Raw genomic sequence first — 26,324 nt, 5'->3', positions numbered from 1 at the left:
CCCCCGACAATCTCAGGAGATCAGACGCTTATTGCGCCAGCCAAGCCTGGAATTTGGCGTCGATATCGTCGCGGTAATCCGCCCAGAACTCGTAGTTGTACAGGAACGTGTTCTTGGCGTTTTCCGGATCGGTCGGCATGTGTGGTGCCATGTCGATGCCCAGATCGGCGTGCTGCCCCACCAGCGGTGCAGAGGAGGCACGAGCCGGGCCGTACGAGATGTACTTGGCCTGATCTGCCAGACGCTGCGTGTCAGTTGCGAACATGATGTAGTCCAGCGCGCGCTGTTGACGCTCTTCGCTCAGGCCAGCCGGAATGATCCAGCCATCAAGATCGAATACCTGAGCATCCCACAGCATCGCTACCGGCTGCTTTTGTTCTTCGATCACGCTGAACAGGCGACCGTTATAGGTCGAACCCATGACAACTTCACCATCAGCCAGCAATTGTGGCGTGTCGGCACCGGCAGACCACCAGACGACACTGTCCTTGATAGTGTCCAATTTGGCCAAGGCCTGGTCCTGACCTTCAGCAGTGGCCAGAACGTCGTAGACGTCGTCTTTTGCAACGCCGTCACACAGCAACGCCCATTCCATGTTGTTGATCGGGCGCTTTTCCAGCGAGCGCTTGCCGGGATAGGCTTCAAGATCGAATACTGCGCAGATGTCGGTTGGCGGAGTATCACCGACCAGATCTGTGCGATAACCGAAAGTGGTTGAATAGACGATCTGCGGGATAAAGCAGTCGCTGACCAGAAGGTCACCGAAATCTTCGGAGGCAGGCGTGCCATCGGGGGCAGGGGCCAGTTGAGTGTCGAAATCGATCTCAAGTGCCAGACCTTCGTCGCAGAGGCGGATCGCGTCCGCCGCAACCACATCAACCACGTCCCATGTGATGTTGCCCGCTTCGTTCATCGCGCGCAGTTTGGCGACGGCCTCGTTCGAGCTGTCATCATTCAGGATGGTAACGCCGGTCTTCTCCGAATAGGGCTCGTGATAAGCCTTGAGCTGCGATTTGGAATAGGCGCCGCCCCACGAGACGATGGTCATCTCTTCGGCGGAAACGCCGCCAGCCGCTGTCGCAATAGCAGCTGCTGTCAGCAGTGTTTTTGTAGTTTTCATGTGTTACTCCCAGTACTTCCCGTTTGTTGTTTGGTCAGCTGACGCACGGGTTTTCGCCAGCTGGTCCCTCGGTAAGCCACGTTTGTATCGCGCGGCTTGGTCTATGCGTCGAGCGCACGACAATCCTTTGCAAGCCAGCCGATCTCGATTTCCTGTCCGGGATTCAGACGGATGGCGTCGGGGGCATTCCGTGTTTTGACGATGAACTCGTCATTGCCCGCCACCGACATGCGGAAGCGGAACACGTCGCCCATATAGATGAATTCCTTGACCGTTGCTTTCAGCGTATGTGCATCGGCATGCAGTCGGTCTTTATTGAATTCTACGCGCTCGGGCCGGATCGAGACCTTGGTACGTTCGCCCGGATTGTGCACGTTGATCGGCACCGCATCGATTTCCGAGCCGTCATCCAATTGCACAAGGCAGGTATCTCCATCGATGGATTTAACAACACCTTCCAGGGTATTGTTTTCACCGATGAATTGCGCCACGAAACTGTTGTCGGGTTCTTCATACAGCTGATCCGGCGGGGCCAGTTGCTGAATGCGGCCATCGTCAAACACCGCAACACGGTCGGACATGGTCAATGCCTCGGTCTGGTCGTGGGTCACGTAGACGGTGGTAATGCCCAGTTCATGCGCCAGACGGGTGATTTCGAACTGCATATGCTCGCGTAGTTGTTTGTCCAACGCACCCAGCGGTTCGTCCATCAACACCAGTTCGGGCTCGAAAACCAGCGCACGTGCCAGTGCGATCCGTTGCTGCTGACCACCCGACAACTGCGCGGGGCGACGATTGCCGAAGGCACCCATCTGCACCATGTCCAGCGCGCGTTTGACTTTCTCCTCGCGCTCGGACTTGCCCAGCTTGCGGACTTCCAGCGGGAATGAAAGATTCTCGGCCACAGTCATATGCGGGAACAGAGCGTAGTTCTGGAACACCATCCCGATGCCACGTTTGTGCGGAGGGATATTATTGATGGGTTTTCCATCCAGAAGAATCTCGCCATGTGTGGCGGTTTCGAATCCGGCAAGCATCATCAGGCAGGTCGTCTTACCTGATCCGGACGGCCCGAGCATGGTCAGGAATTCGCCCTTTGGCATTGCCAGGTTGAGATCTTTGACGACGAGGTTCTCGCCATCATAAGACTTTTGAACGCGCTGAAATTCAACAAACGCGGCGTCGCTATTTGTGTCGGTCACAAGACCCCCTGTTGCGTCAAATGATTACCCGGTTGGTCCGGGCCTCATTGATCTTCTCGTGCATTGATGACGAGGCTAACAAATGGTCGCAAGCCCGTAAAGCAATTGGAGTCGCGTAAACGCCGCATTTGCCTAATTTTGCGACACGTTCAGTTGTTTCATATGCCAGGCCAAACTCTGGTTGCTTGACAGGACAGGCTTACCGATCTGCGCTTCGATCCTTGGGATAGCCGTCAGTGTCCGAAGGTTCGTACAACTTAGGAATACGGCGTCGACTGTTGAATCTCTTCCCAGTCGCACGGCGGCATCGACCACGGAATCGGTTGAGATCCGCACAACTTTGGCTTCTTCGGATTCGCCGAAAGTGCCAAACACATCCATCGAGATGCCTTGTTCTGCAAACGCGCGTCGCAACGGAGTGTTTACTTCTTCAATGTAAGGCGACAGCAGCGCAAATTTTGAGACGCCCAAATGTCTCGCGCAGGCAGAGGCTGCCCGCAACGGGTTGGTGACGGTCGATGTATTACAGGACTGCATGACCATCTGCTCAACCCGATCCGAGCCGATAACCGAACTGGCTGACGTACATCCATAGCCAACAACTCGATAGGGCCGCGCCTTTGGCAGCAAATCAGCCGCTGCAGGCAAGTCGGTCTCCATCTGCGCCAGCGTGTCGGTGTTAACCTCGGTCCCGCTGGGAATGCGGCTGACATAAAGCGGGCTTTTGTCATCGATAAAAAGGCTACGAAACTCAGGTTCGATTGTCTCGTCAGTCTGTAAAACGATCAGCCCCATTGGTACGGCCGAGGGATCGTCAGGATCCAGTGTGTACGGCAACGTGCTCATATCTCGGCGATCTCTGGTCCGGTGCGGGGGCTGAGGAATTCGGGCGCGCCTTCGGTTACCAGGATGTTTTCTTCGTGCACGAGAATTTTGCCATCGACCGCAATACCCGGTTCAAGCGTCAAAACCATTCCCGGTTGCAGTTCAGTATGATCATCGGGAATAAGCGAAGGCCATTCGGTCAACGACATTCCTAACCCGTGGCCCAGTCTCCCGGCATCGGTACCCGCGCTGCCATCGGTAAGTATTCTGTTCATCGTATGAAAAAGCTGAGAAGCCGGCACGCCGGGACGGGCTTGATCAAACGCTGCATCCGAAGCCTCGACCAGTCTGGCATGTGCATCGCGTACCGCCTTGGTCGCTGGGCCGACGGACCAATTGCGATCATAGTCGCAAAAATAGCCATCGTGGACGAGGCCGGTGTCGAGCATAAGCACATCGCCTATACGAAGCGGGGTCTGTGTCGCGGGTGAGATTACATCCGAGTACCCGCCTTGCTCGGCCCCTCCGGCCAGATAGGGCACCCAGTCGGCACCTTCTTCAAGGCAGAGTCTCTGAAAGTTTCGAAACACCTGATCCAACGGTGTCCCTGCTGAGGCAATCTCGGGCACTCGTGCAAAGGCGTGGGCACCAATCTGACAGGCAGTTCGAATCTTTGCGATCTCGGCGTCAGATTTCACCATCCGCAGCGCCCGCAGGATGCCATGGTCACCCGTAATTTGGCGCGCTCCAATTGCGGATTCGAGATGCCTTAGATCGGCCAGTGGCATCCTTACATGGGTCTCATGCCCGTCGGGGCAGCCGATTGAGGCGTTTTCAGGCGTCAACTCTCTCAGTGTATCGGCCAGCAGGGATACCCCATCATCTTCAAGGTCGGGTGCACTCCAGGTTCGAATGTCGTCGATCCATGTCTGCGCCATCAATGCAGCACCGATGGATGGGATTACTGCAACCGGCTTGCCAGAAATCGGAACGATCAGAAACCAAGGCCGCGTTGGGCTTTCCCAGAAACGGGTCAGATAACCTGTGAAATAGCGAAGCTGGGGCTCAGTCGTAAGCAACAGGGCCGATAGCCCGGTTTCTTGCATCCGATGCTGGGCGCGCGCAACGCGGGTCGCGAATTCCTCTGGTGCGAAACCTCTCATGCAGGTTGCTCGCTCAAGATGCAGAGCACTTTGGAATTCGGTCCAATACCCAGTTCACTACGGATCGCGTCGTTCAGAACGGCCGCAATGCCAGCACCGCCCGAAGCGCTGGTTTCCAACCCGGCCTTCGCCATAGCCGGAAGCTGTGCTTCGACAGTGTCATCCTCGATTGTCACAAACAGATCGGCATCTCGGGCCAAGCCGTTCAAGGCGATCAGCGAGGGCTCTTTGCAATCCAGTCGCCCCATGATGCTGTCGGGCCCGTCAGCAAACACACAATGCCCCGCTTCGATACTGGCCTGCAGCGCCGGGGCAGAGGTTGGCTCGACAACGATGATCTGCGGAGCATCTCCCCAAACGACCCGCGCATAGGCAGCGACGGCTCCGGCCATGCCGCCAACACCGGCTTGCAAAAGAACGTGCGTTGGTGCCTCAGTACATTGCTCGGCGGCTTCGACCGCCATTTGCAGATACCCTTCCATCAGCAAGTACGGTAGTTCAGTATACCCCTCCCAGGAACTGTCCGAGAGCAAAGTCCAGCAATTGTCCTGCGCCGCCTGACTGGCTGCTTCCATGCTGGCGGCGTAATCCGCACCCGCCCGGACCACTTGTGCGTTTTGAGCGCGCAGGCGATCTGCAAAGCTCTCTGGCACTGTTTCTGCGATGTAGACAACTGAATCAGCTCCGAAGGCGCGCGCGCCCGCGGCCATGCTCATCCCGTGATTGCCCGCGCTTGCCGTAACATAGGTGCGCCCTTTGAGCGTGTTACCATCTGGCGTTACCGAGATGTCATTTGCTTGGCAGGCGATCACATAAGCCGCACCCAGTGCTTTGAACGACCCCAGGCCCATGCGGCTCCGCTCATCTTTAACCCAAAGATTCGCAACGGGTGCCAGCGCCGATGCATCCGCAAGGGGCGTTTCGACAAAGTCAGGGCAGAAGAATCGATGCCGGCCCAACCCATCTGTCTCTACGGAGGGATAAGGGGCCTGATCCGAAAGCTTAGAACCACCTCGAAACGGGTTACTGACTAGTTTCATCGCTCGCTCCCTGATCTTGTGTTGCGCCGACGTGAACGAATTGGCCAAAGGCTGTCAAGCTCGGCCTTGATTCAGCAGGATTGTGTTGGTGTTCTGCATGCATCCCTGGATCTGATGAATGAGTATCTTTTCAATCGTTTTGGTTGGTTGTAAGTGTCTGCACACGACATCGGCGCGGTGAGACAAAACTTCGACGATGATGTGCGGGCGTGATGGAATGGTAGACATATCGGACTTAAAATCCGAAGGCCTTAGTGCCGTGTGGGTTCGAGTCCCACCGCCCGCACCAGTACCATCTCAGACAGGGAAACCCAGCTGGGTGATCAATTTCCAGATATCCCTGTTGGCATTCGAGAGCTGAGTGACAACATCCTCGATTTCTTTCATTGCTTTGTCGTCAACTGTGTCTTCACGACCAAGTTTGATGTCGGTCTTGCGATCAGCAATGCGCATCAGGATGGTCTTTGGATTTCCGCTTTCCTGATCGAAAGAATAGATGCAGTGATTGTACTTGTTTCGAATAGAGGACAGGCGCGACAACCGCTGGGTGTGTTCGAGAATCGGATCGCGGATTTCAGGGGGGCGACCCTCCATCTTGGCGAGACGTTCGACCAGATCGATACGGGCACGTGTGGTGTTAAGCGTCAGGAATAAGATGACCGCAACATCTTTGTTGGCCCCGGTCAGACCTGCGATCAGGTGGATCAGCAGGCTTTCCGTGTTCGTCCACATATAGTTGAGCCGACCCACCAACAGAATGAGCCGGTCGAACCGGGTTTCGAATGCCTCATCCAACGGGCGCGTTGCGCGCTTCGTTCGGCGCGACCTCAAAGTAGAAATGCGCAGCTTCAGTCCGGTTGCTCACATCGATCTTGCCTGAGACATTGTGCATATGCAGTTTGACGGTGTGTTCGGTGATGCCCAGATTCGACGCAATGGTCTTGTTGCTCTTGCCTTGCGATACCAGCCTCAGGACTTGCTTTTCGCGGCGCGTCAGCTTTGAGTATCGCAACAGTTTGTCAGGCGACCGGGTTCTGGTTGCAGGCTGTTTTTCGATAGGTGTGCCTGGCGCACTTTGTGTTGCGGTCATGCTGTCGGCCAGAAAGCAGGGCAGGTGTAGCTCTTCGTGCATCAGAAGGCGCAGTATTGCGCGCCAAACATCCGGCGCCACGTTCATTGGCAAATACCCGACACTGCCGAAACGGGTACGATCCCAGCGTTCGAACAGAACCCGGGCCGGACTTTTCTTGCGATAGGCGAAGGCTAGACATCCTGTCTCGGCGAGCCGGGAGTAATCAGCGGGCCGCGCCAACAGATCTTCGAGCATCATCTGATCCACGACAATGATGCGCTCGGAGGGAATAGGGTTCCCACTCTCGGAAAGCAGGTCGTCAAGGCTTTCATATCTTGACGCACGAACGCCGAATTCGCTTTGAACACTTCTCAGGGTTTGGTTCGAGTAGAACAATTCCTTGCCGATAAAAATGATCGACAGCTCTTCGGGATATTCAATCTGATCACGGGCGTCTTCTTGCAATGAAATATTCATTGATCTTCCCCCCACTAATACAAACGCCGCCCTCTGAAACTTTAAATCGGGCACAGAACTGGGTGGCGCGAAACATTAACTTTGAACTCAAATAGTACCTTATCATAGCTGAAAGTACGTGTTTCAGCAACCAAAGGCGGGTTCCGCAATACCGCCTACTAGAACCTTTGATCAGGTTTTTCGTATATAGTTTTAGCGTAACTTTATGAAATTTCAGGGTTAATAATCCTATATGTTTGCGCATGATTGTTTCTGAGGCAAATCTGGTGCGAAATACGCCAGATTTCGAAAAATATATATATTAAACAGCTAATTACGGAAAATAGCCCTTTCGGCCAGCTATGCACATCCCCTTATCGCTGCAACCATGCCCAAGCTTCAATTTGTGAAGTGATCTTAGACCTGACGTGCCTGCGGTCCGCGTATTTCTGCGAATTCTCCGTGGTCATGGAATCGGCTTAGCCGAGAAAGGGGGGCAAACCAAACAGAAGACCTTCACGGCCGCGCGAGTGTCCAGATTGACACGTTGCGCGCAAAGTCTGTTTCAAACCGCGCCTGTTACCGCTTTGTAGATGAATGGCGGTCTGGTGCTTCAGCAAAAGTGGAACTTATTATGGAACGCAGATTAGCTCCAATCACCGATGTCCAAGAAGTTATCGACGATCAGGATCCTGTTGTAGACGAACCGCAGCTGGAAGAAGAAGAGATGGCTGTTGAAGATTTGAACCAACAGCAACAGCAGCAGCAACAACAGCAGGGCGACGACAGCAACACCAACGGTGGTAACGACAGCAACACCAATGGTGGTAACGACAGCAACACCAATGGTGGTAACGACAGCAACACCAATGGTGGTAACGACAGCAACACCAATGGTGGTAACGACAGCAACTCACAGACCAATGGCGGTGACGACAGCAACACCAATACCGCGACCGTAGATATTGACTTCGGCGGCGGAGAGTGGATTCCGCGCGACGATGACAAAGTCGACGTTGATATTGAGGACGTTGAAGGTGATGTCGGCGACGTTATTACTGCCGGTGACGATGTAAACTACGATCCCGGCGACGACGTCAATATTGATATCTCGCAAGACGGGCCCGGAAATGATTTCGCGTCGATCAACCAGCAGTTTGCCAGCCTGGAAGACAATGACAGTTTGGGTACAGCAAGTGTCGAGAATTCAGGTGATTTCACACAAAGCGGTGACGCCAACGGCGGTGAAGCCTATGCTGAAGATGGTATCGACGTAAACAACGACGGTGGCTCCTCTGGCGATGGCGGCATGAGCTATGGTGGTGAAGCCTATGGCGACACCAATGGCAGCCATTCGCTGGCCTTTGGTGGTCATTCAGGAAATGCTGATAGCGCTGCGACAGGTGGAGATGGCGCATCTTCGGGTGATACCTATAACGCAAGCCTGGGTCTTGGTCATTCGAGTGCCAGCGCAGACGGTGACAGCACCGGCGGCGAAGGCGGCGCAGCAGACAGCGAGTCCAATGCCGACAACCACGGCGAAGCGAGTTCCGATAGTGACTCGACTGGTGGTAACGGTGGTAATGCCGGATCGATTGGCCTTGGTCTTGGTCTTGGTTTGTCCGGAGCGAACGCCGATGGCGATGCAGACGGTGGTGACAATACATCTGGGGCATTAGCTGCTGGCCTTGGTCTGGCAGGCACCGATGCTTCCAACGACGGTGCCGATGGTGGCGCTGGTGATGCCGATAACGATGGTTCGGCAGACAACTCTAGCGACGGAACCAACGAAGCCAACGAGTCTTCCTCTGGAGGCAATATTGGTTTGGGTTTGGCTGGCGCTGGCGCGATGGGCTGGAATGATGCCGATGGCGGTAGCGGTTCCGGCGGCGAAGGCTCCGGCGGCGAAGGCTCAGGGGGCGAAGGCTCAGGCGGTGAAGGCTCAGGCGGTGAAGGCTCAGGCGGTGAAGGCACTGGTGGCGAAGGCTCCGGTGGCAATGCCAATGGTGGCGACGGCACCGGCGGAGATTCCGGCTCGGTAGAAGAAGCCTTCCCATTCCCGGTACTCCTTGTGGAAGAGGAAGATCCTGACGGAGACGAAGAAGCTGCAGCAGCTGGTAACTCGAACGGTACCGGCGGAGACGGTGGTACTGGTGGTGCAGGTACCGGCGGTACGGGTACTGGCGGTACAGGTACTGGTGGTACGGGTACTGGAGGTACTGGTACTGGTGGCACAGGTACTGGCGGACCGGGTGCTGGCGGTACAGGAACCGGTGGTGCAGGCGGCGGCTACGTTGACACGGATGCGGATGCGCAAGGTGTTGGTGACCAAGATGCTGTCGGCCCTGTAATTACGCAGTCACCTGGTGATATCGATGGCTCTGCCGACAATGATCAGGACGTTGACGGTTCTGGTGGTAATGGTGGTACCAACACAAGTAATGGATCAGCAGACGCCAGCGGCGATGGAATGGCATCGGCCGAAGGTACTGGTGGCGCTGGCGGTACGGCCAACCCCGAGGCAAGCTCGGCCGGAAGCGGTGCTGGTTCAGCTGACGCAACCAACGAAGCCGGAAACGGCGGTGACTCTGAAGCATGGGCCGATTCAGCCAACGATGGTTATGCCGAAAGCCTTGCCGAAGCGATTGCCGGATACGGTGGAGATGCTTCGTCCGATAATGATGCGGACTCGATGGCTTCAGGTGATGCAACAGGTACTGCGATGTCAGGTGACGGCGGTGCCGGTGGTGCAGCGGCATCGACTGGCGGTACCAGCGGCGACGTCATGGGCTCGTCTACTGGTGGTGCAACCACAGGTGCAATGAACACCGGTGGTGAAGCATCCGGTGCATATTCGGGTGCCGGTGGTGCTGGCGGTAATGGCGGTACCTGGGGTTCGGATAATGGTGGCGATGGTATCGTCAACGGCGAGTCTTATGCATCCGCAGCAGCAGTCGTCGATACGAACGCGTTCAACCAATCGATCGTACAGGGTGCCAACGTGCTTGGTAACTCGGTCGATACGACCATGGTTGGCGGTTCGATGACCTCGACTTATTCGAGCGACGACACCGAGGTCTAAGACCAATTCGCGGGGGCCGCATTATCGGCCCCCGTTCAATGAAATCGCCGGGGCCGCGTAATGTGGCCTCGGCCCAGCAAATCCCGAACCGGAAATTTTAGTCGGCAAGGGGGTAAGGGATCATCGAAATGTCATTCGATAGTGTTACCGAAAAGATTGCACACTTTATTGGATCTTTTGATCTTACGATTGAAAAAGCCCGGTTGAGGGATCAGTACGAAGAGTTCACCGCCATGCGGCGCAAGGCGGAACTGGACGAACTGGAAGAACCCGCAAAGTTCCGGATCAAGGCAGATCTTGAATTGGACCCAGGCAAATATGGTCCGCTTTCCTATCGGTTTGACACCCCCCCCGCCACTCCTGAACTTCCACCCCCAACCGACGGCCCTGAATTTGAAACGGTCGTTATACTTGAACCACCACTCTCAGACGGTCCGCCGTTACCCGAAGCGACAACCGGCCTAGGTGCAACGTTTGTGATCGAGCAGCAGCTGGAGATTGTGACAGAGCTTATCGGGTCTGCCGTGACCTATACGTTCCAGACGATTTTCCTACGCGACAATGACGTTGTCGGCGAGGGAGATTTCCGCGATGTCGATCAGTTGATCGCATTGGCCGAGGCGGCTGCGCAGGTCGCAGCATCGATGCACGCGTTTGCCGTGCCCTCGTTCTCGATCTCGGACTACTTGTCGGTTGAATACGTCGAGTCTTTGGCCGAAGCGATGTTGGCCCCGATCAATGTCGAAGTTGAAGGCGCAGTTGTTTATCAGTTCCACGGCGAAGACGCGATGGGCGTGATCGTCAATGGTGAGTATGTGGACGAAGCCCCGGAATGGGAAGATCTTCTGCCTGCGCATCATAGACCGGACGAGGAAGAAGAAGACGAAACGCCCGATATGATGCCCGCCGAATGGGCTCAGGACGAGGAAGACGAATTTGCCGAAGGTCACACGGTGATCGCTGGCGGCAACCTTGCGATCAACGAGATGAACGCAACTGTGGCCTGGGTCGATGCGCCTTATATTGCGGTCGGTGGAAAAGCAATCGAACTGGCCATGGTGAGCCAGGTCGCCGTTGTATCTGACACAGACAAGGGCACGAATGGCGGCTCGGGCACCAATGTGGTGCACTCGTCGACGATCGAGGTCGAAGGCAACTCAGCCCCTTGGCTTAAGACAGGTTCAAGTGAAGACGATGCCCCGGCATATGTGCATGTTGATTGGATTACGACCGACCTGATCGTTGCTAATTTTGTCAAGCAGGACATCGACGCAACGGATATCGATCATATTGATACCGAGATTAACGCGACGACCACGCTGTACGCATTGGGCGACAACGAGTTGATTGATGTCACCAATATTCTTCAACTTGGCAGTTATTATGACCTGATCATGATCGAAGGTGACATGATATCGGTCGATGCGTTTGTCCAGACGCACGTATTATTGGATGACGATGTGGTGATGGGCGGATTGCCCGGACCCATCGATGGATCGGACGAGAACCTGGTTATGAACGAGGTTTCTCTCAAGAAAGAAGGCGAAGATACGTATCAGGCGATGCACGACTCCATGGCCGACGCCATGACCATGGGCGAGGACGACATGGCAGCGCTGGAAGAGGCGCTAATGAACGATCCGATGTTTGCTGGCATGGAGCAGATGCGGGTCCTCAAGATCGATGGATCGCTGGTTCAGGTCAACGTGGCCGAGCAATCGACGATGCTTGCCGATCAGGATGACGTATATCTGAATGGTCCCCACGCGGACGAGACCGAGGTTCTGGCAGGCAGCAATGCGATGCTGAACGCCGCCAATGTAACCAAGGCCGGCGTGGATTCGGTTGTTATGGCTCAGGATGGGGCATTTTCTGACCTGCTACTGCATCAGGCAAGCCTGCTTGACATGCCCACGAATGAGGACATCGCCGAGATGACCAACGAGGCAATCGCCGCCATCATGGAAGAGGCGGGTATGCCAGGTCACGACAATGGCATTGGGCCTAACGGTAACGATCTCACGCCAAGCGAAATGGCGAATTCCTCCGATGGCCTGCAGACCATGCTGGCCTAATATTTCCTGATTTACGAGTGACCGGAAGGTTAGTTTATGTCGATCGTTTTTTCGTCGCGCCGCACCCGTTTTGCAAGTCCATTGGACCGGCACGGAGGCGGAGGCCCATTGACCCTGGAACCCCGAAATCGGGTAGCAAAACCAAATGAAAGTAAACTTGCAAAAACAGCGTCCCGCCTGCGTTTGACAAGTGATATGCAACTGGCGGAACCCGAAAGCAAACCAGAGACCCCGGAAGCAAGTGACACCCCGGTTGCCGGGCCCGCGAAACGATCGCGGCAATCAGAAGCGCCTCAGGCGACGACACAACCGGATAATCCGGGGCAGACCCAGGCAGAGCAGTTGGATCAAACATCACAACCGCGCGCTGGTTCTCCCCTTCGGCGCGCGTCGTCGCGGCCCGCGCAAGATAAGGATCCTGCGGGTGGCGACACTGGGGTGGCCGATACCGAAGCCCCCGATTGTGAAACCGCCGACCAATCGACTGCACGCATGACCCCCTCTGCGCCGTCGGATGGTAAAGACCGCATGGGCACCACGATCGAGGCCAAGGCCAACCAACCCTTGCTGCGCCCGGGGACGGGTGGTGGCGATGGCAAGGGGCCACCCCAAACATTCCACAAACGCACGCCGCCTGAAGATTTCCAGAAGACGCTGCGTACCTCACTGCGCGCGATTTGGCGCAATCTGGCCTTCGTGCTGGTACTGACCTGCGCGACCAACGTCCTGATCCTAGCGATCCCGATCTACCTGTTTCAGATCAGTGACCGGGTTCTGACTAGTCGCTCGCTGGATACGTTGATCATGCTGACGGCAATCGTTGCCGGAGCAGTCATTTTTCAAGCCGCATTTGATGCCGTTCGTCGGTTCATGCTGATGCGTACAGCGGTCGAGGTCGCCGCCCGTCTTGGGGCCCCGGTTCTTAGCGCTGCGGCCCATGCCTCGCTGCACGGCAACGGACGCGAATATCAGACACTTGGGGATCTGCAACAGGTGCGGGGCTTTCTGGTCTCGGGCACTCTGATCTCATTTCTGGATGTACCATTTGCACCGCTGTTCATCCTGATGATCTTTCTGGTGCATCCGCAACTTGGGATGATTGTGGTGACGACGGCCGTGATTCTGATGATCATCGCGCTGATCAACCAGAAAATGACCGCCAAGCCCTTTGCCAAGGCCAATCAGGCGCAATCAATGGCGAACCAGCATCTGGATTCAATGTCGCGCAACAGTCAGATCATCAACGCTTTGGCGATGATCCCCGAGGCAGTGCGCATCTGGGGGCGTGACACCGCACAATCGTTGACATGGCAGGTCAAGGCGCAGGATCGTAACGTGATCTTCGCGGCCATTTCACGTGCCGTCCGTCTTTTGACGCAGATCGGCATTCTGGGCTGGGGCGCATTTCTTGCGCTGCAGGGCGAAATTACCGGCGGTATGGTCATCGCCGCCTCGATCATCGCGGGGCGGGCTTTCGCGCCGATCGAAGGATCAATCGAGGGTTGGAATACCTTCCTGCTTACGCGCGGCGCTTTTGGGCGGATCAAGGCTCTGCTGTCGAACTCGGCCCTGCAATATGAAAAACTGCGCCTACCACGGCCTGAGGGGCGGTTGGATGTCGAACGCCTGCTGTATGTCCCAGGCGGCACCAAGCGGGTGGTTCTGAACGGGATTACCTTTGCGCTGAACCCAGGTGAAACTCTGGCGATCATCGGGAATTCAGGCGCAGGCAAAACGACACTTGGTAAAACGCTGGTGGGTTCGATCCTGCCGACCTCGGGCAGTGTGCGGCTGGACCTGATGGATATCCGCAACTGGGATCCCCGCCAGTTTGGCGAAAATATTGGCTATCTGCCGCAAGACGTACAGCTGTTCCCCGGCAGCATCAAAGACAATATTGGCCGGATGCGTGCCGATGCCACGGATGAGCAGATCCACGATGCCGCCGTTTTGGCCGACGTGCACAACATGATCGCTACACTGCCGCAGGGGTATGAGACGGTGGTTGCTGCGGACGGCTCACCTCTCTCAGGTGGCCAGAAGCAGCGTATTGCTTTGGCGCGTGCCTTCTTCGGCAACCCGCGTTTGGTTGTTCTGGATGAGCCGAACTCGAACCTCGACGTGGCAGGTGACAAGGCGCTTGCGCGCGCAATTCAGCAAGCAAAGGAAAGCAAGATCACCGTTGTGGTGATTACGCAAAAGCCGACTCTGTTGAATGTTGTCGACAAGATCATGCTGCTGACCGATGGGCGCGTGGCGCTGTTCGGGCAGCGCGAACAGGTGCTGGAACAGCTCAACGGGCCGCGCCAGCAACCGCCCGAAATACAGGGCAAGGGGGATTAAGCGATGAACGACGTGGCACGCACCGATGAAGGCGGTCTTTGGTACTCTGAGGTTCCGCGCTCGATCACCAAATTCATCGTGATTGGCTTTATCATGCTTATTGTCTGTTTTGGCGGCTTTGGCGTCTGGTCCTTCCGTGCACCTCTGGCCGCTGCAGTCATCGCGCAAGGCAGCTTTGTCGCGACCGGCCGCAACAAGATCGTGCAGCATTTGGAAGGCGGTATCATCGAGAACATTCTGGTCTCGGAAGGTGAATCTGTTCAAGCCGGACAGATCATGATGACTTTGGACCAGACTTCGGCCGAGGCGAGTGAACGCGAATTGTTCATCCGCAAACTTCGCCTTCAGGCTATGACCGAACGGCTATTGGCCGAGCACAGCGAACAGGAAACCCTCGTGTTTTCGCCCGGATTGATCGAAGCATCGGACGACGTTGAGGTCATGACGATCCTCGACAATCAGAAACTCAGCTTTGATGTATCGCGCAAGACACTGCTGAACGATATTGCTTTGCTGCAGCGCAACATGGAGGCGTTGAAAATTCGTGCGTCAGGATTTGAAGCACAATTGGTCAGCATGGAAAGGCGATCAGAGATTCTCGAGGAAGAATACGAGACCAAATATTCGTTGTTTGAAAAAGGATTAGTGCGCAAAGGTGATCTGAATACGATCCGCCGGGTGCAGGCCGAAGCCGAAGGTCAACTGGCGCGTCTGCGCGCTGAAACGGCCGAGGTAAACCAGATGCTGCTGAAGTATGAAGAGCAGATTCTGCGCACCCGCTCAGCCTACCGTGAGGCCGCGCTGGACGAGTTGGGCGTGATTGAAGCCGACCTTGAAAGTGTGCGTGAAAAAGCCCGCCAGGCCCGTAGCGTTCTGGCCCGTGCGGTTGTGCGTGCCCCGGTGACCGGCACAGTGGTGCGACTTCATCACCACACGCCGGGCGGGGTGATCGAAACTGGCGAACAGATTGCTGAGATTCTGCCCGCCGATGCACCGCTAATCATCGAGGCGCAGATCCCTCGTACCGAGATCGACAGCGTGGTCACCGGGCAGATCGCGACGGTGCGCCTAGTCGCGCTCAATCAACGGACAACCCCAGTGCTTGAGGGCGAGGTCTATTACGTCTCGGCTGACTCGCTTGTCGAGGATTCTGCCGGTATGCCGCAAGAGGTCTATCTGGCGCGCATTTCTCTGACCACGGAAGAGATGGGGCGCGTGCGGGGCTTCGTGCCGACACCCGGAATGCCCGCCGAGATCATGATCCAGACCGAGGAACGCACCTTTGCGGCCTATATCGCCAAGCCAGTGGTTGACAGTATGTCGCGTGCTTTCCGCGAACATTAAGCGTCTGAACGTCTACACCTTCAATTTTCTGCATGTTAGCCTTTCACGGATTCATTTCCTGGAGGGGTGCAAATGCCATTGACGGTCAAAGACATGATGCAAGCTGCGAACGCGGTGGTTGAACGTATCGATACCAGCCGGGCGAAAGAACTGATCGGGCAGGGTGCCTTGTTGTTGGATATTCGCGATGCGCCTGAACTGGAAAGGACAGGGCGCGCGGTCGGTGCGCATCATATCCCGCGCGGTATGCTGGAGTTTCGGGCCGACCCCGAGTTGCCTTCCCATGATGCAGAACTGCGCAGGGATCGGGTGATCATCCTGCATTGTGCGTCTGGCGGAAGGGCAGCGCTGGCTGGAAAACTGCTTAAGGAAATGGGATATTTACACGTCTACAATCTGGGTGGCTTTGCGGATTGGGTGAATGGCGGTGGTGAGGCGACCGGGCCCATGGATCGCGGGATGTAGCTACATATCTGACCCAAATCAAAGTCACACATATTCCGTTGCTGTAATGTAAAGGCCAGAAGCTTAAACACAGGATACTGGCCATGATACGCCTAGCAGCCACGCTTTATTCTTTGATCGCCACAGCCATCGCGGGTTCTGCCGTGATTGCGGTCCTAGCGGTTGGAATGGTGACCTGGATGGCCATCGTTTCCGCCGCAGCAGCAGGGGCGGTTGTTGCCGCGCCGGTGTCGTGGCTGGTGGCAAAACGCCTGTATCAAGGCGCTTGATTAAGCGTTCAAGAAGGTCCTGACTGCAGCTTCGAATTCGCGGGGTTTCTCGGCATGCAGCCAGTGCCCCGCACCGGGAATTTTGGCGAAGCGAGCTGCAGGAAACAGGGTGCGAATCTGCTCTCGGTATTCGGGCTGCACATAATCTGATGCTGCGCCGGACAGGAACAGAGCGGGGCCGTCCCAATGGGTCGAAATCTCGGGGAAGCCCATGATCTTTGGCATTTCGCTGGCCAGTACATCTAGGTTCAGCCGCCAGCGGCTTCCCTCAACATCCAAAGACTGCGTAAAAAAGCTCTGCAGCGCCTTTTCGACGCCCAGATCGGCCAGCTGTGCTTCGGCATCTGAACGACGCTGAACGCGGGACATATCGACCGCCCGCATTGCCTCGATGAATTGAATCTGGCTGTGGCTGTATGCCACTGGTGCGATGTCTGCGACGACCAGCTTGCGCACCAGATCGCCATATTCCAGCGCCAGCACCATCGAAGCTTTTCCACCCATGGAATGCCCGACGATATCGGCGATGCCGCCAACGCTGTCGATGACCTTTGCCAGATCATGCGCCAAATCTGGGTAGCCATGCTGAGCATCCCAAAAGCTGTAGGCGTGATTGCGCATATCGACGGCAATCACCTGTCTTTCGTCCGACAGTCGCCGCGCAATGACTCCCCAGTTGCGCGCCGAACCATAGAGGCCATGCGCTATCAGCAGGGGCGGATGATCAGTCGGGTCGCCATGGATGATCGTATTCAGCATGCTTCTGTGATACGCGTCACCGCGCGGAACAACCAGCCCCATTGTCGCCGGTGTGACGCGCGGCTACATTGTTCCGTCAGGAGGCGCCAATGACGCAGGAAATCGATATCCAGACCCGGATCGCAGAGACCATTCGGTTGCTGCGTAAAAAGCTTGGCGTGAAAGACAAGACCCTGATTGCCTCGGTCCGTCGCGCGAAGCGGCGTTTGCCGCGCAAGGTCTATAAACAGGCCTTGGTTCTGGCAGAGGCCGAGCAGATGGCCGAGCATCCCAAACTGCGGATGGTTTTGGATATGCCCCGGCTCGAAAAAGCGTCGGACGAGGTGCAAGGCCACCTGAACGCGATCAATCTGGCAGATCGACGTTGGGGATGGTTCCTGAGCTTTCTTGGCTCGCTTGCGTTGGGCCTGATCGTGTTGGCGGCGTTGGCTGTATTCGTACTACGATGGCGCGGGTATATCTGAACGCTGCTGGCCTCAAAGAAAAACGGCGCCGATCAGGGCGCCGTTTTCTGTTTTAAGTCCGTATCGGATCAGAGATTCGGATAAAGCGGGTAGCGCGCGCAAAGTTCGGCGACTTCGGCTTTGACTTTGGCTTCGACCGCACCGTTTCCGTCTTCGCCATTTGCGGCCAGACCGTCGACCACTTCGATGATCCAGTCTGCGATCTGGCGGAACTCGGCCTCACCAAAACCGCGGGTGGTTCCGGCGGGCGAGCCCAGACGGATACCGCTGGTGATCGTCGGCTTTTCGGGGTCGAACGGCACACCGTTCTTGTTGCAGGTGATATGTGCCCGCCCCAAAGCTTTCTCGGTTGCGTTGCCTTTAACGCCTTTGGGGCGCAGGTCGACAAGAACCACATGGGTATCGGTGCCGTGGGTCACAGTGTCCAGGCCACCCTTGATCAGCTGATCTGAAAGGGCCTGCGCATTCACAACGACCTGCTTGATATAGTCCTTGAACTCAGGACGCAGTGCCTCGCCAAAGGCAACGGCCTTGCCAGCAATCACATGCATCAGCGGGCCACCCTGAATGCCCGGGAAGATGGCCGAGTTTACCTTTTTGGCAATCGCTTCATCATTGGTCAGGATCATGCCGCCGCGCGGGCCGCGCAGGGTTTTATGCGTGGTGGTGGTGGCCACATGCGCATGCGGGAAGGGCGAAGGGTGCGCGCCTGCGGCAACCAGACCGGCGATATGGGCCATGTCCACATGCAGATAGGCGCCGACCATATCGGCGATTTCACGCATGCGGGCAAAATCGATGACGCGCGGGATGGCCGAGCCTCCGGCGATGATCAGCTTGGGGTTATGTTCCTTTGCCAGCACTTCGATCTGATCATAGTCGATCAGGTTGTCCTGCTTGCGCACGCCATAATGTACCGCGTTGAACCACTTGCCCGACTGGTTCGGCGCCGCACCATGGGTCAGGTGACCACCTGCATCCAGCGACATTCCTAGAATGGTGTCACCGGGCTTGATCAGCGCCTGAAATACACCTTGGTTCGCCTGCGATCCCGAATTCGGTTGGACGTTGGCAAACTCACACCCAAACAACTGCTTGGCACGGTCGATAGCCAGGTTCTCGGCAATGTCGACGAACTGACAACCGCCATAGTACCGGCGGCCCGGATAACCTTCGGCATATTTGTTGGTCATGACCGAGCCCTGCGCCTCCATCACGGCGGCAGAGACGATGTTCTCCGAGGCGATCAGTTCGATCTCGTCGCGCTGGCGGCCCAATTCAGATGTGATCGAGCCGAACAGCTCGGGGTCACGATCCGCGAGGGACTGGGTGAAAAATCCGTTGTCACGAAGATTGGCGTTCATGTGCGCTCCGCATGGCTGGGGTGTATCTGGCGGATTTCCTATCGGAAACGACGTGTGTCAGAAAGGTTGTAAAGCGACGAAATGGCCCTCTATGGCGTCAACTCTGGCCTATTGCGGAAAGGTATGTTTGTTTCGGAACCAAATGTGCAGCACTGGAAACTATAAAACATGACAAAGAGAATCGCCTTTCTGGCCAGCGATGCCAAGGTTGCGCAGACCGCCCGGGATGCGCTTGTCGCGCGCTACGGAAATGCAGCGCCGAGAGACGCAGATGTTGTGGTGGCGCTGGGTGGTGATGGCTTCATGCTTCAGACGTTGCAGGGCGTCCAGCACCTGGATAAGCCGGTTTACGGAATGAATCGCGGTACCATCGGGTTTCTGATGAACGAATATGCCGAAGTTGATCTGATGGCCCGGCTAGCAGAGGCAGAGGAAGAAGTCATCAATCCACTGGCGATGACTGCAATGGACCAGGCGGGCCAAAAGCACCAAGCACTTGCAATCAACGAGATTTCGCTGCTTCGCGCGGGGCCGCAGGCAGCGCGGCTGCGGATCAGCGTCGATGGGCGGGTACGTATGGCCGAACTCGTGTGTGATGGTGCATTGCTTGCCACGCCGGCGGGTTCAACCGCATATAACTATTCCGCTCACGGACCCATTGTACCCATTGGCGCGGACGTTCTGGCATTGACGCCAATCGCCGCGTTTCGCCCCCGGCGGTGGCGTGGCGCCTTGCTGCCGAAAGTTGCGAAAGTCAGATTCGATGTGATCGAGGCTGACAAACGCCCGGTTATCGTTGCGGCCGATTCCATATCGTTTCCGGATATCGATTGGGTCGAGATCAGGTCTGAGATTGCGATCCAGCATCGTATTCTATTTGACCCTGGCCACGGCCTGGAAGAACGGTTGATCTCTGAACAATTTACTTAAATCTCAGCGTGTTGATCATTTTTCCACCGCTTGTGTGAACCAGTTCACATGCAACGCGATAAGGGTTTGTTAACTTCAAGTTGCCCGGAGAACACGCCGAGGTGGAAGTGAGTGGCCATCTAAAGGTGTTTTCGAATGGTTGCGCAGTTTTCGCGCTGGCGAGGGTGGGTGGTGCTACGCTCGTCATCTTAATCCGGGCATATTTTAGTATGCGGACCCCGGGACAAAATCCCGGGGTCTATTTCATTTGTGAGGCCTGAGTGACGATGTCTCAGGTTTGCGCGCTCATTCGATCCCACAGAATCGGAGCCATCTGCCCCACACGCGCTTCGATCGCGACCGCTGCATCCACCGCCATATCCTCACGCCAGCGTCGAGCAGCAATCTGAACATTGATCGGTTGCGGCCCATTCGGCAATTCGGCCAAGCGTGCGGGAACGCTGGCGGCGGGCAGCCCGAGGAAATTCATCGCATAAGAATAGACCGCGCATCCTAACACCTCATGAACGCCTTCGGCACCTTCGGTATCGCGATCAGGTTTAAAGAACGGCTGCGGCAGGAATGGAGACAGGACCAAAGGATATTTCTGCATGAATAGCGACCATTGGCGCGCATAATGGCTGCGTTGCGCCAACGCCTGAATCAGTTCGTCGCCTACGATCGGAGGAAACTCCTGAAAATAGACCTCGAAAATATCACGGATGGTTTGAGACCCGACTGCCTCGATATCGTTTTTCATCAACGTCAGCACTTCACCCATCAGCGCGCGATAGCCGATGCGCCCGCATTCGAACACATCCGGCGGATCAATGTCTTCAACTATATATCCGGCATCTACCAGCGCCTCCCGAGCGGTACTTAGCGCTTTGTCCACTTCGGGGTGCAAAGCGTATTCGAACGTATTTTTGGTGAACGCAACTTTGATTGGGACGTCCGGCCCCGCGCCGCGCCAAGGCATTGGCACATGGAAGGGGTCGCGGGCGTCCGGGGCGATCAGGCTGGGCATCGAAAGGTGCAGGTCCTTTGCGCTTCTTGTGATCAAGCCCTGTACCGACATCGATTGTGCCAGCATCCCGCGTTCCACCTTCTGGCTGGGGTTCCAGGCCGGTACGCGGCCCAGCCCCGGTTTCACTGTAACCGCACCATTGGCTGCAGCAGGGAACCGCAAGCTACCTCCGATATCGTTGCCATGAGCCAGTGCGCCGATTCCCGCCATGACCGCAGCCCCCGCGCCCCCGGACGACCCACCGGGCGAGATGTGGCGGCCCCAAGGATTGTGAGTGCGCCCATGAAGTGGATTATCCGTGTCAGCGCGGAACGAGAATTCGGGCGTATTGGTCCGCCCGATGACAATGGCCCCCGCCTTATGCAAGTTTGAAACCACCGGTGCGTCATCAGGGGCAATGACATCCTTCAAGGCAACCACACCATTTGTGGTGGCATGGTTCTTCTGGTCGACATTCACTTTTATGGTCACGGGGACCCCATGCAGCGGCCCAACCGAGGCACCATTGCGGCGCGCCTGATCAAGCGCAGATGCACGCTCTAACGCTTCTGTGCCCAGATCGTCCACGACAGCATTCAGCGAGGGATTTACCTGATACATCCGCTCCAATGCATCACTGATCACCTCTTCTGCGCTCAACTCGCCAGCTTGGGTCAGCGCAGCCAATTCTGTTGCATCAAAACGCCAGATATCGCCCTGTGTCATGCTCGTCCTCCTCACCTCAAACTGAGGTGAGGAGGACCCAATGACAAGCCCCGCAATCGCAAAACGGATCCAACCTTCATCTGGCCAAGAATATCTCGGAGCGCGAGGCAGAGCCTCGCACACGCGCGACAGCGCAAATCGGTTGCGCCGTAAGGCGCTCCGCTTGATCGTACCGTGAAATTACTGCGCGTAGCCGATAGTTTGCAGGGCCACCGTGATCTCGTCCAGAATTGCTGGGTCATCGATTGTGGCAGGCATTTTATACGCCTTGCCATCCGCGATCGACACCATCGTACCACGCAGGATCTTGCCCGAGCGTGTCTTGGGCAGACGATCCACCACTACGGCTTTCTTGAACGCAGCGACTGGGCCGATTTTGTCACGAACCATCTGGACCACATCGGTTACCACCTCCGCGTGATTCCGATCGGATCCGGCATTCAGGCACAGGAAACCGACAGGCATCTGGCCTTTCAGTTGATCAGATACCCCAATCACAGCGCATTCTGCCACATCGGGGTGAGCGGCCAACACCTCTTCCATCCCGCCCGTCGAAAGTCGGTGCCCGGCGACGTTGATCACGTCATCGGTACGGGCCATGATATAGAGATACCCATCTTCGTCGATCATGCCCGCATCACCGGTTTCGTAATAGCCGGGAAAATGCTCAAGATAGGATTTTCTGAAGCGCGCCTCGGCATTCCACAGGTTTGGCAATGTGCCTGGCGGAAGCGGGAGTTTGACTGCGATCGCGCCCAACTCGCCCGGTTTCATAGGATGGCCGCCCTCGTCCAGAATCTGAACGTCATAGCCCGGCATAGGTTTGGCAGGTGATCCCAGCTTGACCGGAAGCTCTTCGATTCCAAGCGGGTTGCCAGCGATGGTCCAGCCAGTTTCGGTTTGCCACCAATGATCGATGACCGGAACTTTCAGCGCATCCTGCGCCCAGATGATCGTATCTGGATCAGCCCTCTCTCCTGCAAGATACAGAGCCTTAAGGCAGGATAGATCGTAATTCGCCATCAATTCTGCGCTTGGGTCTTCGCGTTTTACGGCACGAATGGCGGTTGGGGCGGTGAAGAAGCTTTTGACCTTGTGTTCGGATATCACGCGCCAGAAAGTTCCGGCGTCAGGTGTTCCGACGGGCTTGCCCTCAAAAACAATCGTCGTGTTGCCGTGGATCAGCGGGGCATAACAGATATAGGAATGGCCAACGACCCAGCCGACATCCGAAGCCGCCCAGAACACATCTCCAGGATCGACATTGTAGATGTTTTTCATCGTCCAGTTCAGTGCGACCAGATGGCCGGCAGTCGGGCGCACGACGCCTTTGGGCGCACCAGTGGTGCCGGATGTATAGAGGATATAGGCTGGATCATTGCCGCTGACTGGTACACATTCTGCGGGCTCCGTACCGTATTGGAAACCGTGCCAGTTGACGTCGCGCCCCTCGATTAGTTGTGCGACTTCCTGCTCGCGCTGGAATATTACGCAAAACTCAGGTTTGTGGGTGGCCAGATCGATCGCGCCATCCAGCAGAGGTTTGTAGTGCACAACGCGTCCCGGCTCCATCCCGCACGAGGCGGCGATGATCGCCTTGGGTTTCGCATCGTCGATACGTACGGCCAGTTCGTTGCTGGCAAAGCCGCCGAATACCACTGAATGCACTGCTCCTAGCCGGGCGCAAGCCAGCATTGCCTCCAGCGCTTCGGGGATCATAGGCATGTAGATGATGACGCGGTCACCTTTCTCGATACCTTTTGCACGGAGCGCGCCGGCCAGATTAGCAACCCGATTGCGTAACTCGACGTATGAGATTTCGCGTTTGGTATGAGTAATGGGGCTGTCATAGATGATCGCGGTTTGCTCACCACGACCATTTTCCACGTGGCGATCAACGGCGTTCCAGCAGGTATTTACCTTGGCATCGCTGAACCATTCGTAAAGAGGCGCATTGTCGTCAAACAGAGCTTTGCTGGGCGCTTGAACCCAATCGATCCCCTTGGCTGCATCCATCCAGAATGCTTCGGGGTCGTTCTTCCAGCTCTCGTAGACGTCCTGATATGCCATGATGGCCTCCTCCCAAATTCCTTGAGCTATGTGTTAGGCATCGTGGATGTTTCGAGCAAGCGATGCGCATAACGGCGCGTCAGTTTATCGCAAAATCTTTGCAGAACCTTGCAGTTTGGCTTGCAAATTTTTGCAAATCCTCTGATCTGAGCAGATTTCTGAGTGTCACACGCAAAGATTTGCAAATCTGCAAATTTATTGCTGCAAATGTTCTGGCGCTAACAGAATCAAACCGGGCACCTAATCTGGTGCCCGGTCATGTATACGTAATGATATAGGCGCTGGGCTTATCCGTAGTGCGCGACTGGCGTACCTGCGATGGCCGCCATGTTCAGCAGTCCCCTGGCCGTAATCGAGGGCGTTACGATATGCGCCTTGTTTCCCATTCCCATGAGGATTGGACCTACCTCAAGCCCGTCCGCTTTCATCTTCAGGATATTGCGCACACCGCTTGCCGCATCCGCATGGGCGAAGATCAGGACATTTGCAGAGCCTTCCAAACGCGAGTTCGGGAAGATACGTGCACGCAATTCAGGATCCAAAGCCAGATCAAGGTTCATCTCGCCTTCATAGCTGAATTCGCGTGGCTCGGAATCGAGAATCTCAAGCGCAGCCCGCAGCCGCTTGCCTGATCCCTCGGCCTGATTGCCGAATTGCGATTGCGAACAAAATGCGATCTTGGGTTCCAACCCGAACCGCCGCACGTGACGAGCAGCTCCAATGGTGGATTCGGCAAGTTCTTCTGGTGTCGGCAATTGTCTTACATGCGTGTCTGCAATGAACAGAGGGCCATCTTCCAGAATCATCAGCGAAAGCGCGCCATGGGGGCGCAAATCGCCATCATCCAGAACCTGTTCGACATAGTTAAGATGCCAGCGATACTCACCAAAAGTGCCACAGATCATGCTGTCCGCCTCACCGCGATGCACCATGATTGCTGCAATGGCGGTGTTGTTGGTGCGCATGATGGCTTTGGCCAGATCCGGAGTGACCCCCCGACGCTGCATTATTTGATGGTACGAATTCCAATAATCGTAGTAACGGGGATCGTCCTGAGGGTTCACGATTTGAAAATCCTGCCCCGGTCGTACTGTCAGGCCTAGCCTTTCGCAACGTGCGCTGATCACGTCCGGTCGCCCGATCAGGATCGGGGTTTCCGTGGTTTCTTCCAATATCGCTTGCGCAGCCCTTAAAACACGTTCGTCTTCGCCTTCTGCGAAGACAATTCTACGCGATGCGACGGCTGCGGCTTCGAACACTGGCCGCATCAGCAGCGCAGATTTGAACACGGTCTGGTTCAGGCGCTCTTTGTAGGCCTCGAGGTCATCAATGGGTCGTTTTGCGACCCCGCTCTTCATAGCAGCCTGTGCAACCGATGACGAAACGACCCCCACTAGGCGCGGGTCAAAGGGTTTTGGGATCAGGTAATCTGGACCAAAAGTCAGCTGCTCACCCTTATAGGCCGCCGCGGCTTCGGCGCTGGTCGTCGCGCGGGCCATGTCGGCGATGCCGTCGACGCAGGCGATCTGCATCTCGTCGTTGATTTCAGTCGCGCCTACGTCCAGGGCACCTCGGAAGATAAACGGGAAGCACAACACGTTGTTCACTTGGTTCGGAAAGTCGCTGCGACCGGTCGCAATGATCGCGTCAGGAGCAACTTCGCGCGCCGCCTGTGGCAGGATTTCCGGAGTTGGGTTGGCCAGCGCAAAGATGATCGGGGTCTTGGCCATCTTCTCGACCATCTCAGGCTTGAGCACATTTGGTCCGCTCAAACCCAGAAACAGATCGGCACCTCCGATCACATCATCCAGAGTGCGCAGATCGGTTTTCTGTGCAAACTGGTCTTTGTGCGGGTTCATATCCTCGGCGCGGCCTTCATAGACCAGCCCGTGAATGTCGCACAGCCAGATATTCTCACGTTTAACGCCGAGCTTAACCAACATGCTGAGGCAGGCGATCCCGGCAGCACCGCCGCCGGTCGAAACTACTTTGATATCCTCGAAGCTCTTTCCTGCCACATACAGGGCGTTTTTAGCTGCGGCACCAACAACGATTGCCGTGCCGTGCTGATCGTCATGAAACACCGGGATGTTCATCCGTTCCCGGCACAATTTTTCGACAATAAAACAATCCGGTGCCTTGATATCTTCAAGGTTGATCGCGCCAAATGTGGGCTCCAGAGCACAGACGATATCTGCCAGCTTTTCTGGGTCAGGCTGATCCACCTCGATATCAAAGCAATCGATGCCTGCGAACTTTTTGAACAGGACGGCCTTGCCTTCCATCACCGGTTTCGAGGCCAATGCGCCTATATTCCCAAGGCCTAGAACTGCGGTGCCGTTTGACACAACCGCAACAAGATTGCCGCGGGCCGTGTATTTCTCAGCATTGGCGGCGTTGTCCTTTATCTCAAGACTGGCTTCGGCGACGCCTGGCGAATATGCCCGTGCAAGGTCCCGACCATTTGCCATTGGTTTGGTTGCCTTGATCTCAAGCTTTCCGGGCTTTGGATGCGCATGATAGTCAAGCGCGGCCTGTCTCAGGTTCGGTGTGTCAGACATCGGTAATAC

The 26,324-nt window shown here is 56.2% G+C and carries 20 protein-coding genes and 1 tRNA gene; 9 read left to right on the top strand and 12 right to left on the bottom strand.

All coding sequences use genetic code 11. The features are described from left to right. Positions 1 to 28 precede the first annotated feature (28 nt). The 5 genes from ACR0NM_RS11270 to ACR0NM_RS11250 all read right to left on the bottom strand — a co-directional run bounded on the left by ACR0NM_RS11270 (position 29) and on the right by ACR0NM_RS11250 (position 5,350). A complete protein-coding gene (locus ACR0NM_RS11270) occupies positions 29 to 1,120 on the bottom strand; it encodes an extracellular solute-binding protein (RefSeq protein ID WP_170391999.1) in 1,092 nt (363 codons plus the stop codon). 101 nt (positions 1,121 to 1,221) lie between these two features. Next, a complete protein-coding gene (locus ACR0NM_RS11265; RefSeq protein WP_170401347.1) occupies positions 1,222 to 2,322 on the bottom strand; it encodes an ABC transporter ATP-binding protein in 1,101 nt (366 codons plus the stop codon). Between the two features lie 132 nt (positions 2,323 to 2,454). Further along, on the bottom strand, positions 2,455 to 3,168 hold the full coding sequence (locus ACR0NM_RS11260) for an aspartate racemase/maleate isomerase family protein (RefSeq protein WP_170391994.1): 714 nt from the start codon (positions 3,166 to 3,168) through the stop codon (positions 2,455 to 2,457). Beyond that, on the bottom strand, positions 3,165 to 4,310 hold the full coding sequence (locus ACR0NM_RS11255) for a M24 family metallopeptidase (RefSeq protein ID WP_170391992.1): 1,146 nt from the start codon (positions 4,308 to 4,310) through the stop codon (positions 3,165 to 3,167). The genes ACR0NM_RS11260 and ACR0NM_RS11255 overlap by 4 nt, the downstream gene beginning before the upstream one ends. Then, a complete protein-coding gene (locus ACR0NM_RS11250) occupies positions 4,307 to 5,350 on the bottom strand; it encodes a pyridoxal-phosphate dependent enzyme (protein WP_480614736.1) in 1,044 nt (347 codons plus the stop codon). The genes ACR0NM_RS11255 and ACR0NM_RS11250 overlap by 4 nt, the downstream gene beginning before the upstream one ends. A 203-nt stretch (positions 5,351 to 5,553) precedes the next feature. Here ACR0NM_RS11250 and ACR0NM_RS11245 point away from each other — a divergent pair. Further along, positions 5,554 to 5,639 (top strand) — tRNA-Leu (locus tag ACR0NM_RS11245). An 8-nt stretch (positions 5,640 to 5,647) separates the two neighbouring features. Here the strand turns inward: ACR0NM_RS11245 and ACR0NM_RS11240 are convergent. Next, a complete protein-coding gene (locus tag ACR0NM_RS11240) occupies positions 5,648 to 6,145 on the bottom strand; it encodes a hypothetical protein (protein ID WP_480614734.1) in 498 nt (165 codons plus the stop codon). Then, complete coding sequence (locus ACR0NM_RS11235) at positions 6,138 to 6,899, bottom strand: helix-turn-helix transcriptional regulator (RefSeq protein ID WP_480567185.1); 762 nt, start codon at positions 6,897 to 6,899, stop codon at positions 6,138 to 6,140. Before ACR0NM_RS11235 ends, ACR0NM_RS11240 begins: the two co-directional genes overlap by 8 nt. A gap of 613 nt (positions 6,900 to 7,512) precedes the next feature. Between ACR0NM_RS11235 and ACR0NM_RS11230 the strand changes: the two genes are divergently transcribed. The 6 genes from ACR0NM_RS11230 to ACR0NM_RS11205 all read left to right on the top strand — a co-directional run bounded on the left by ACR0NM_RS11230 (position 7,513) and on the right by ACR0NM_RS11205 (position 16,456). Further along, a complete protein-coding gene (locus ACR0NM_RS11230) occupies positions 7,513 to 9,960 on the top strand; it encodes a beta strand repeat-containing protein (RefSeq protein ID WP_480614731.1) in 2,448 nt (815 codons plus the stop codon). 128 nt (positions 9,961 to 10,088) lie between these two features. Continuing rightward, positions 10,089 to 12,035 carry a type I secretion protein gene (locus ACR0NM_RS11225; protein WP_480614728.1) on the top strand — a complete coding sequence of 649 codons (1,947 nt, stop codon included), beginning with the start codon at positions 10,089 to 10,091 and terminating at the stop codon, positions 12,033 to 12,035. A 36-nt stretch (positions 12,036 to 12,071) separates the two neighbouring features. Further along, a complete protein-coding gene (locus ACR0NM_RS11220) occupies positions 12,072 to 14,378 on the top strand; it encodes a type I secretion system permease/ATPase (protein ID WP_480614725.1) in 2,307 nt (768 codons plus the stop codon). A gap of 3 nt (positions 14,379 to 14,381) precedes the next feature. Then, positions 14,382 to 15,722: an HlyD family type I secretion periplasmic adaptor subunit gene (locus ACR0NM_RS11215; protein WP_170391969.1), complete on the top strand. Its 1,341-nt coding sequence runs from the start codon at positions 14,382 to 14,384 to the stop codon at positions 15,720 to 15,722. Positions 15,723 to 15,794: 72 nt separating this feature from the next. Continuing rightward, positions 15,795 to 16,187 (top strand): rhodanese-like domain-containing protein, encoded by a 393-nt coding sequence (locus ACR0NM_RS11210; RefSeq protein ID WP_480614722.1) that lies wholly within the window; start codon positions 15,795 to 15,797, stop codon positions 16,185 to 16,187. Positions 16,188 to 16,270: 83 nt separating this feature from the next. Continuing rightward, complete coding sequence (locus ACR0NM_RS11205) at positions 16,271 to 16,456, top strand: hypothetical protein (protein ID WP_170391965.1); 186 nt, start codon at positions 16,271 to 16,273, stop codon at positions 16,454 to 16,456. Here ACR0NM_RS11205 and ACR0NM_RS11200 read toward each other — a convergent pair whose 3' ends face one another. Then, positions 16,457 to 17,215, bottom strand: a complete 759-nt coding sequence (locus tag ACR0NM_RS11200; protein WP_170391963.1) for an alpha/beta fold hydrolase — start codon at positions 17,213 to 17,215, stop codon at positions 16,457 to 16,459. An 89-nt stretch (positions 17,216 to 17,304) separates the two neighbouring features. On the opposite strand from ACR0NM_RS11200, the gene ACR0NM_RS11195 reads away from it, so the two are divergent. Then, positions 17,305 to 17,679 carry a hypothetical protein gene (locus ACR0NM_RS11195; RefSeq protein ID WP_170391953.1) on the top strand — a complete coding sequence of 125 codons (375 nt, stop codon included), beginning with the start codon at positions 17,305 to 17,307 and terminating at the stop codon, positions 17,677 to 17,679. Positions 17,680 to 17,747: 68 nt separating this feature from the next. Here ACR0NM_RS11195 and glyA read toward each other — a convergent pair whose 3' ends face one another. Then, positions 17,748 to 19,043 carry a serine hydroxymethyltransferase gene (gene glyA, locus ACR0NM_RS11190; RefSeq protein ID WP_170648058.1) on the bottom strand — a complete coding sequence of 432 codons (1,296 nt, stop codon included), beginning with the start codon at positions 19,041 to 19,043 and terminating at the stop codon, positions 17,748 to 17,750. Positions 19,044 to 19,211: 168 nt separating this feature from the next. On the opposite strand from glyA, the gene ACR0NM_RS11185 reads away from it, so the two are divergent. Next, a complete protein-coding gene (locus tag ACR0NM_RS11185; protein ID WP_170391948.1) occupies positions 19,212 to 19,973 on the top strand; it encodes an NAD kinase in 762 nt (253 codons plus the stop codon). A 271-nt stretch (positions 19,974 to 20,244) separates the two neighbouring features. Here the strand turns inward: ACR0NM_RS11185 and ACR0NM_RS11180 are convergent, their stop codons facing one another. From ACR0NM_RS11180 to ACR0NM_RS11170, 3 genes are all read right to left on the bottom strand, one after another. Beyond that, positions 20,245 to 21,684, bottom strand: a complete 1,440-nt coding sequence (locus ACR0NM_RS11180) for an amidase family protein (protein WP_480614719.1) — start codon at positions 21,682 to 21,684, stop codon at positions 20,245 to 20,247. Positions 21,685 to 21,864: 180 nt separating this feature from the next. Continuing rightward, positions 21,865 to 23,754, bottom strand: coding sequence for a propionate-CoA ligase PrpE (gene prpE, locus ACR0NM_RS11175; RefSeq protein WP_170594802.1), 1,890 nt, complete (start codon positions 23,752 to 23,754; stop codon positions 21,865 to 21,867). 287 nt (positions 23,755 to 24,041) lie between these two features. Continuing rightward, positions 24,042 to 26,315 carry an NADP-dependent malic enzyme gene (locus tag ACR0NM_RS11170; RefSeq protein WP_480614716.1) on the bottom strand — a complete coding sequence of 758 codons (2,274 nt, stop codon included), beginning with the start codon at positions 26,313 to 26,315 and terminating at the stop codon, positions 24,042 to 24,044. Positions 26,316 to 26,324 lie beyond the last annotated feature (9 nt).

The organism is Ruegeria sp. AF2 (genome assembly GCF_056542025.1).
Note: the sequence above shows the minus strand (reverse complement) of the source record. Positions and strands in the feature narration are given on the sequence as shown.

What these genes read in the sequence shown, in the direction of transcription:
- ACR0NM_RS11270 (WP_170391999.1), bottom strand. Translation starts at nt 1,120, where the DNA reads ATGAAAACTACAAAAACACTGCTGACAGCAGCTGCTATTGCGACAGCG.
- ACR0NM_RS11260 (WP_170391994.1), bottom strand. Translation starts at nt 3,168, where the DNA reads ATGAGCACGTTGCCGTACACACTGGATCCTGACGATCCCTCGGCCGTA.
- ACR0NM_RS11255 (WP_170391992.1), bottom strand. Translation starts at nt 4,310, where the DNA reads ATGAGAGGTTTCGCACCAGAGGAATTCGCGACCCGCGTTGCGCGCGCC.
- ACR0NM_RS11250 (WP_480614736.1), bottom strand. Translation starts at nt 5,350, where the DNA reads ATGAAACTAGTCAGTAACCCGTTTCGAGGTGGTTCTAAGCTTTCGGAT.
- ACR0NM_RS11235 (WP_480567185.1), bottom strand. Translation starts at nt 6,899, where the DNA reads ATGAATATTTCATTGCAAGAAGACGCCCGTGATCAGATTGAATATCCC.
- ACR0NM_RS11230 (WP_480614731.1), top strand. Translation starts at nt 7,513, where the DNA reads ATGGAACGCAGATTAGCTCCAATCACCGATGTCCAAGAAGTTATCGAC.
- ACR0NM_RS11225 (WP_480614728.1), top strand. Translation starts at nt 10,089, where the DNA reads ATGTCATTCGATAGTGTTACCGAAAAGATTGCACACTTTATTGGATCT.
- ACR0NM_RS11220 (WP_480614725.1), top strand. Translation starts at nt 12,072, where the DNA reads ATGTCGATCGTTTTTTCGTCGCGCCGCACCCGTTTTGCAAGTCCATTG.
- ACR0NM_RS11215 (WP_170391969.1), top strand. Translation starts at nt 14,382, where the DNA reads ATGAACGACGTGGCACGCACCGATGAAGGCGGTCTTTGGTACTCTGAG.
- ACR0NM_RS11210 (WP_480614722.1), top strand. Translation starts at nt 15,795, where the DNA reads ATGCCATTGACGGTCAAAGACATGATGCAAGCTGCGAACGCGGTGGTT.
- ACR0NM_RS11205 (WP_170391965.1), top strand. Translation starts at nt 16,271, where the DNA reads ATGATACGCCTAGCAGCCACGCTTTATTCTTTGATCGCCACAGCCATC.
- ACR0NM_RS11200 (WP_170391963.1), bottom strand. Translation starts at nt 17,215, where the DNA reads ATGCTGAATACGATCATCCATGGCGACCCGACTGATCATCCGCCCCTG.
- ACR0NM_RS11195 (WP_170391953.1), top strand. Translation starts at nt 17,305, where the DNA reads ATGACGCAGGAAATCGATATCCAGACCCGGATCGCAGAGACCATTCGG.
- glyA (WP_170648058.1), bottom strand. Translation starts at nt 19,043, where the DNA reads ATGAACGCCAATCTTCGTGACAACGGATTTTTCACCCAGTCCCTCGCG.
- ACR0NM_RS11185 (WP_170391948.1), top strand. Translation starts at nt 19,212, where the DNA reads ATGACAAAGAGAATCGCCTTTCTGGCCAGCGATGCCAAGGTTGCGCAG.
- ACR0NM_RS11180 (WP_480614719.1), bottom strand. Translation starts at nt 21,684, where the DNA reads ATGACACAGGGCGATATCTGGCGTTTTGATGCAACAGAATTGGCTGCG.
- prpE (WP_170594802.1), bottom strand. Translation starts at nt 23,754, where the DNA reads ATGGCATATCAGGACGTCTACGAGAGCTGGAAGAACGACCCCGAAGCA.
- ACR0NM_RS11170 (WP_480614716.1), bottom strand. Translation starts at nt 26,315, where the DNA reads ATGTCTGACACACCGAACCTGAGACAGGCCGCGCTTGACTATCATGCG.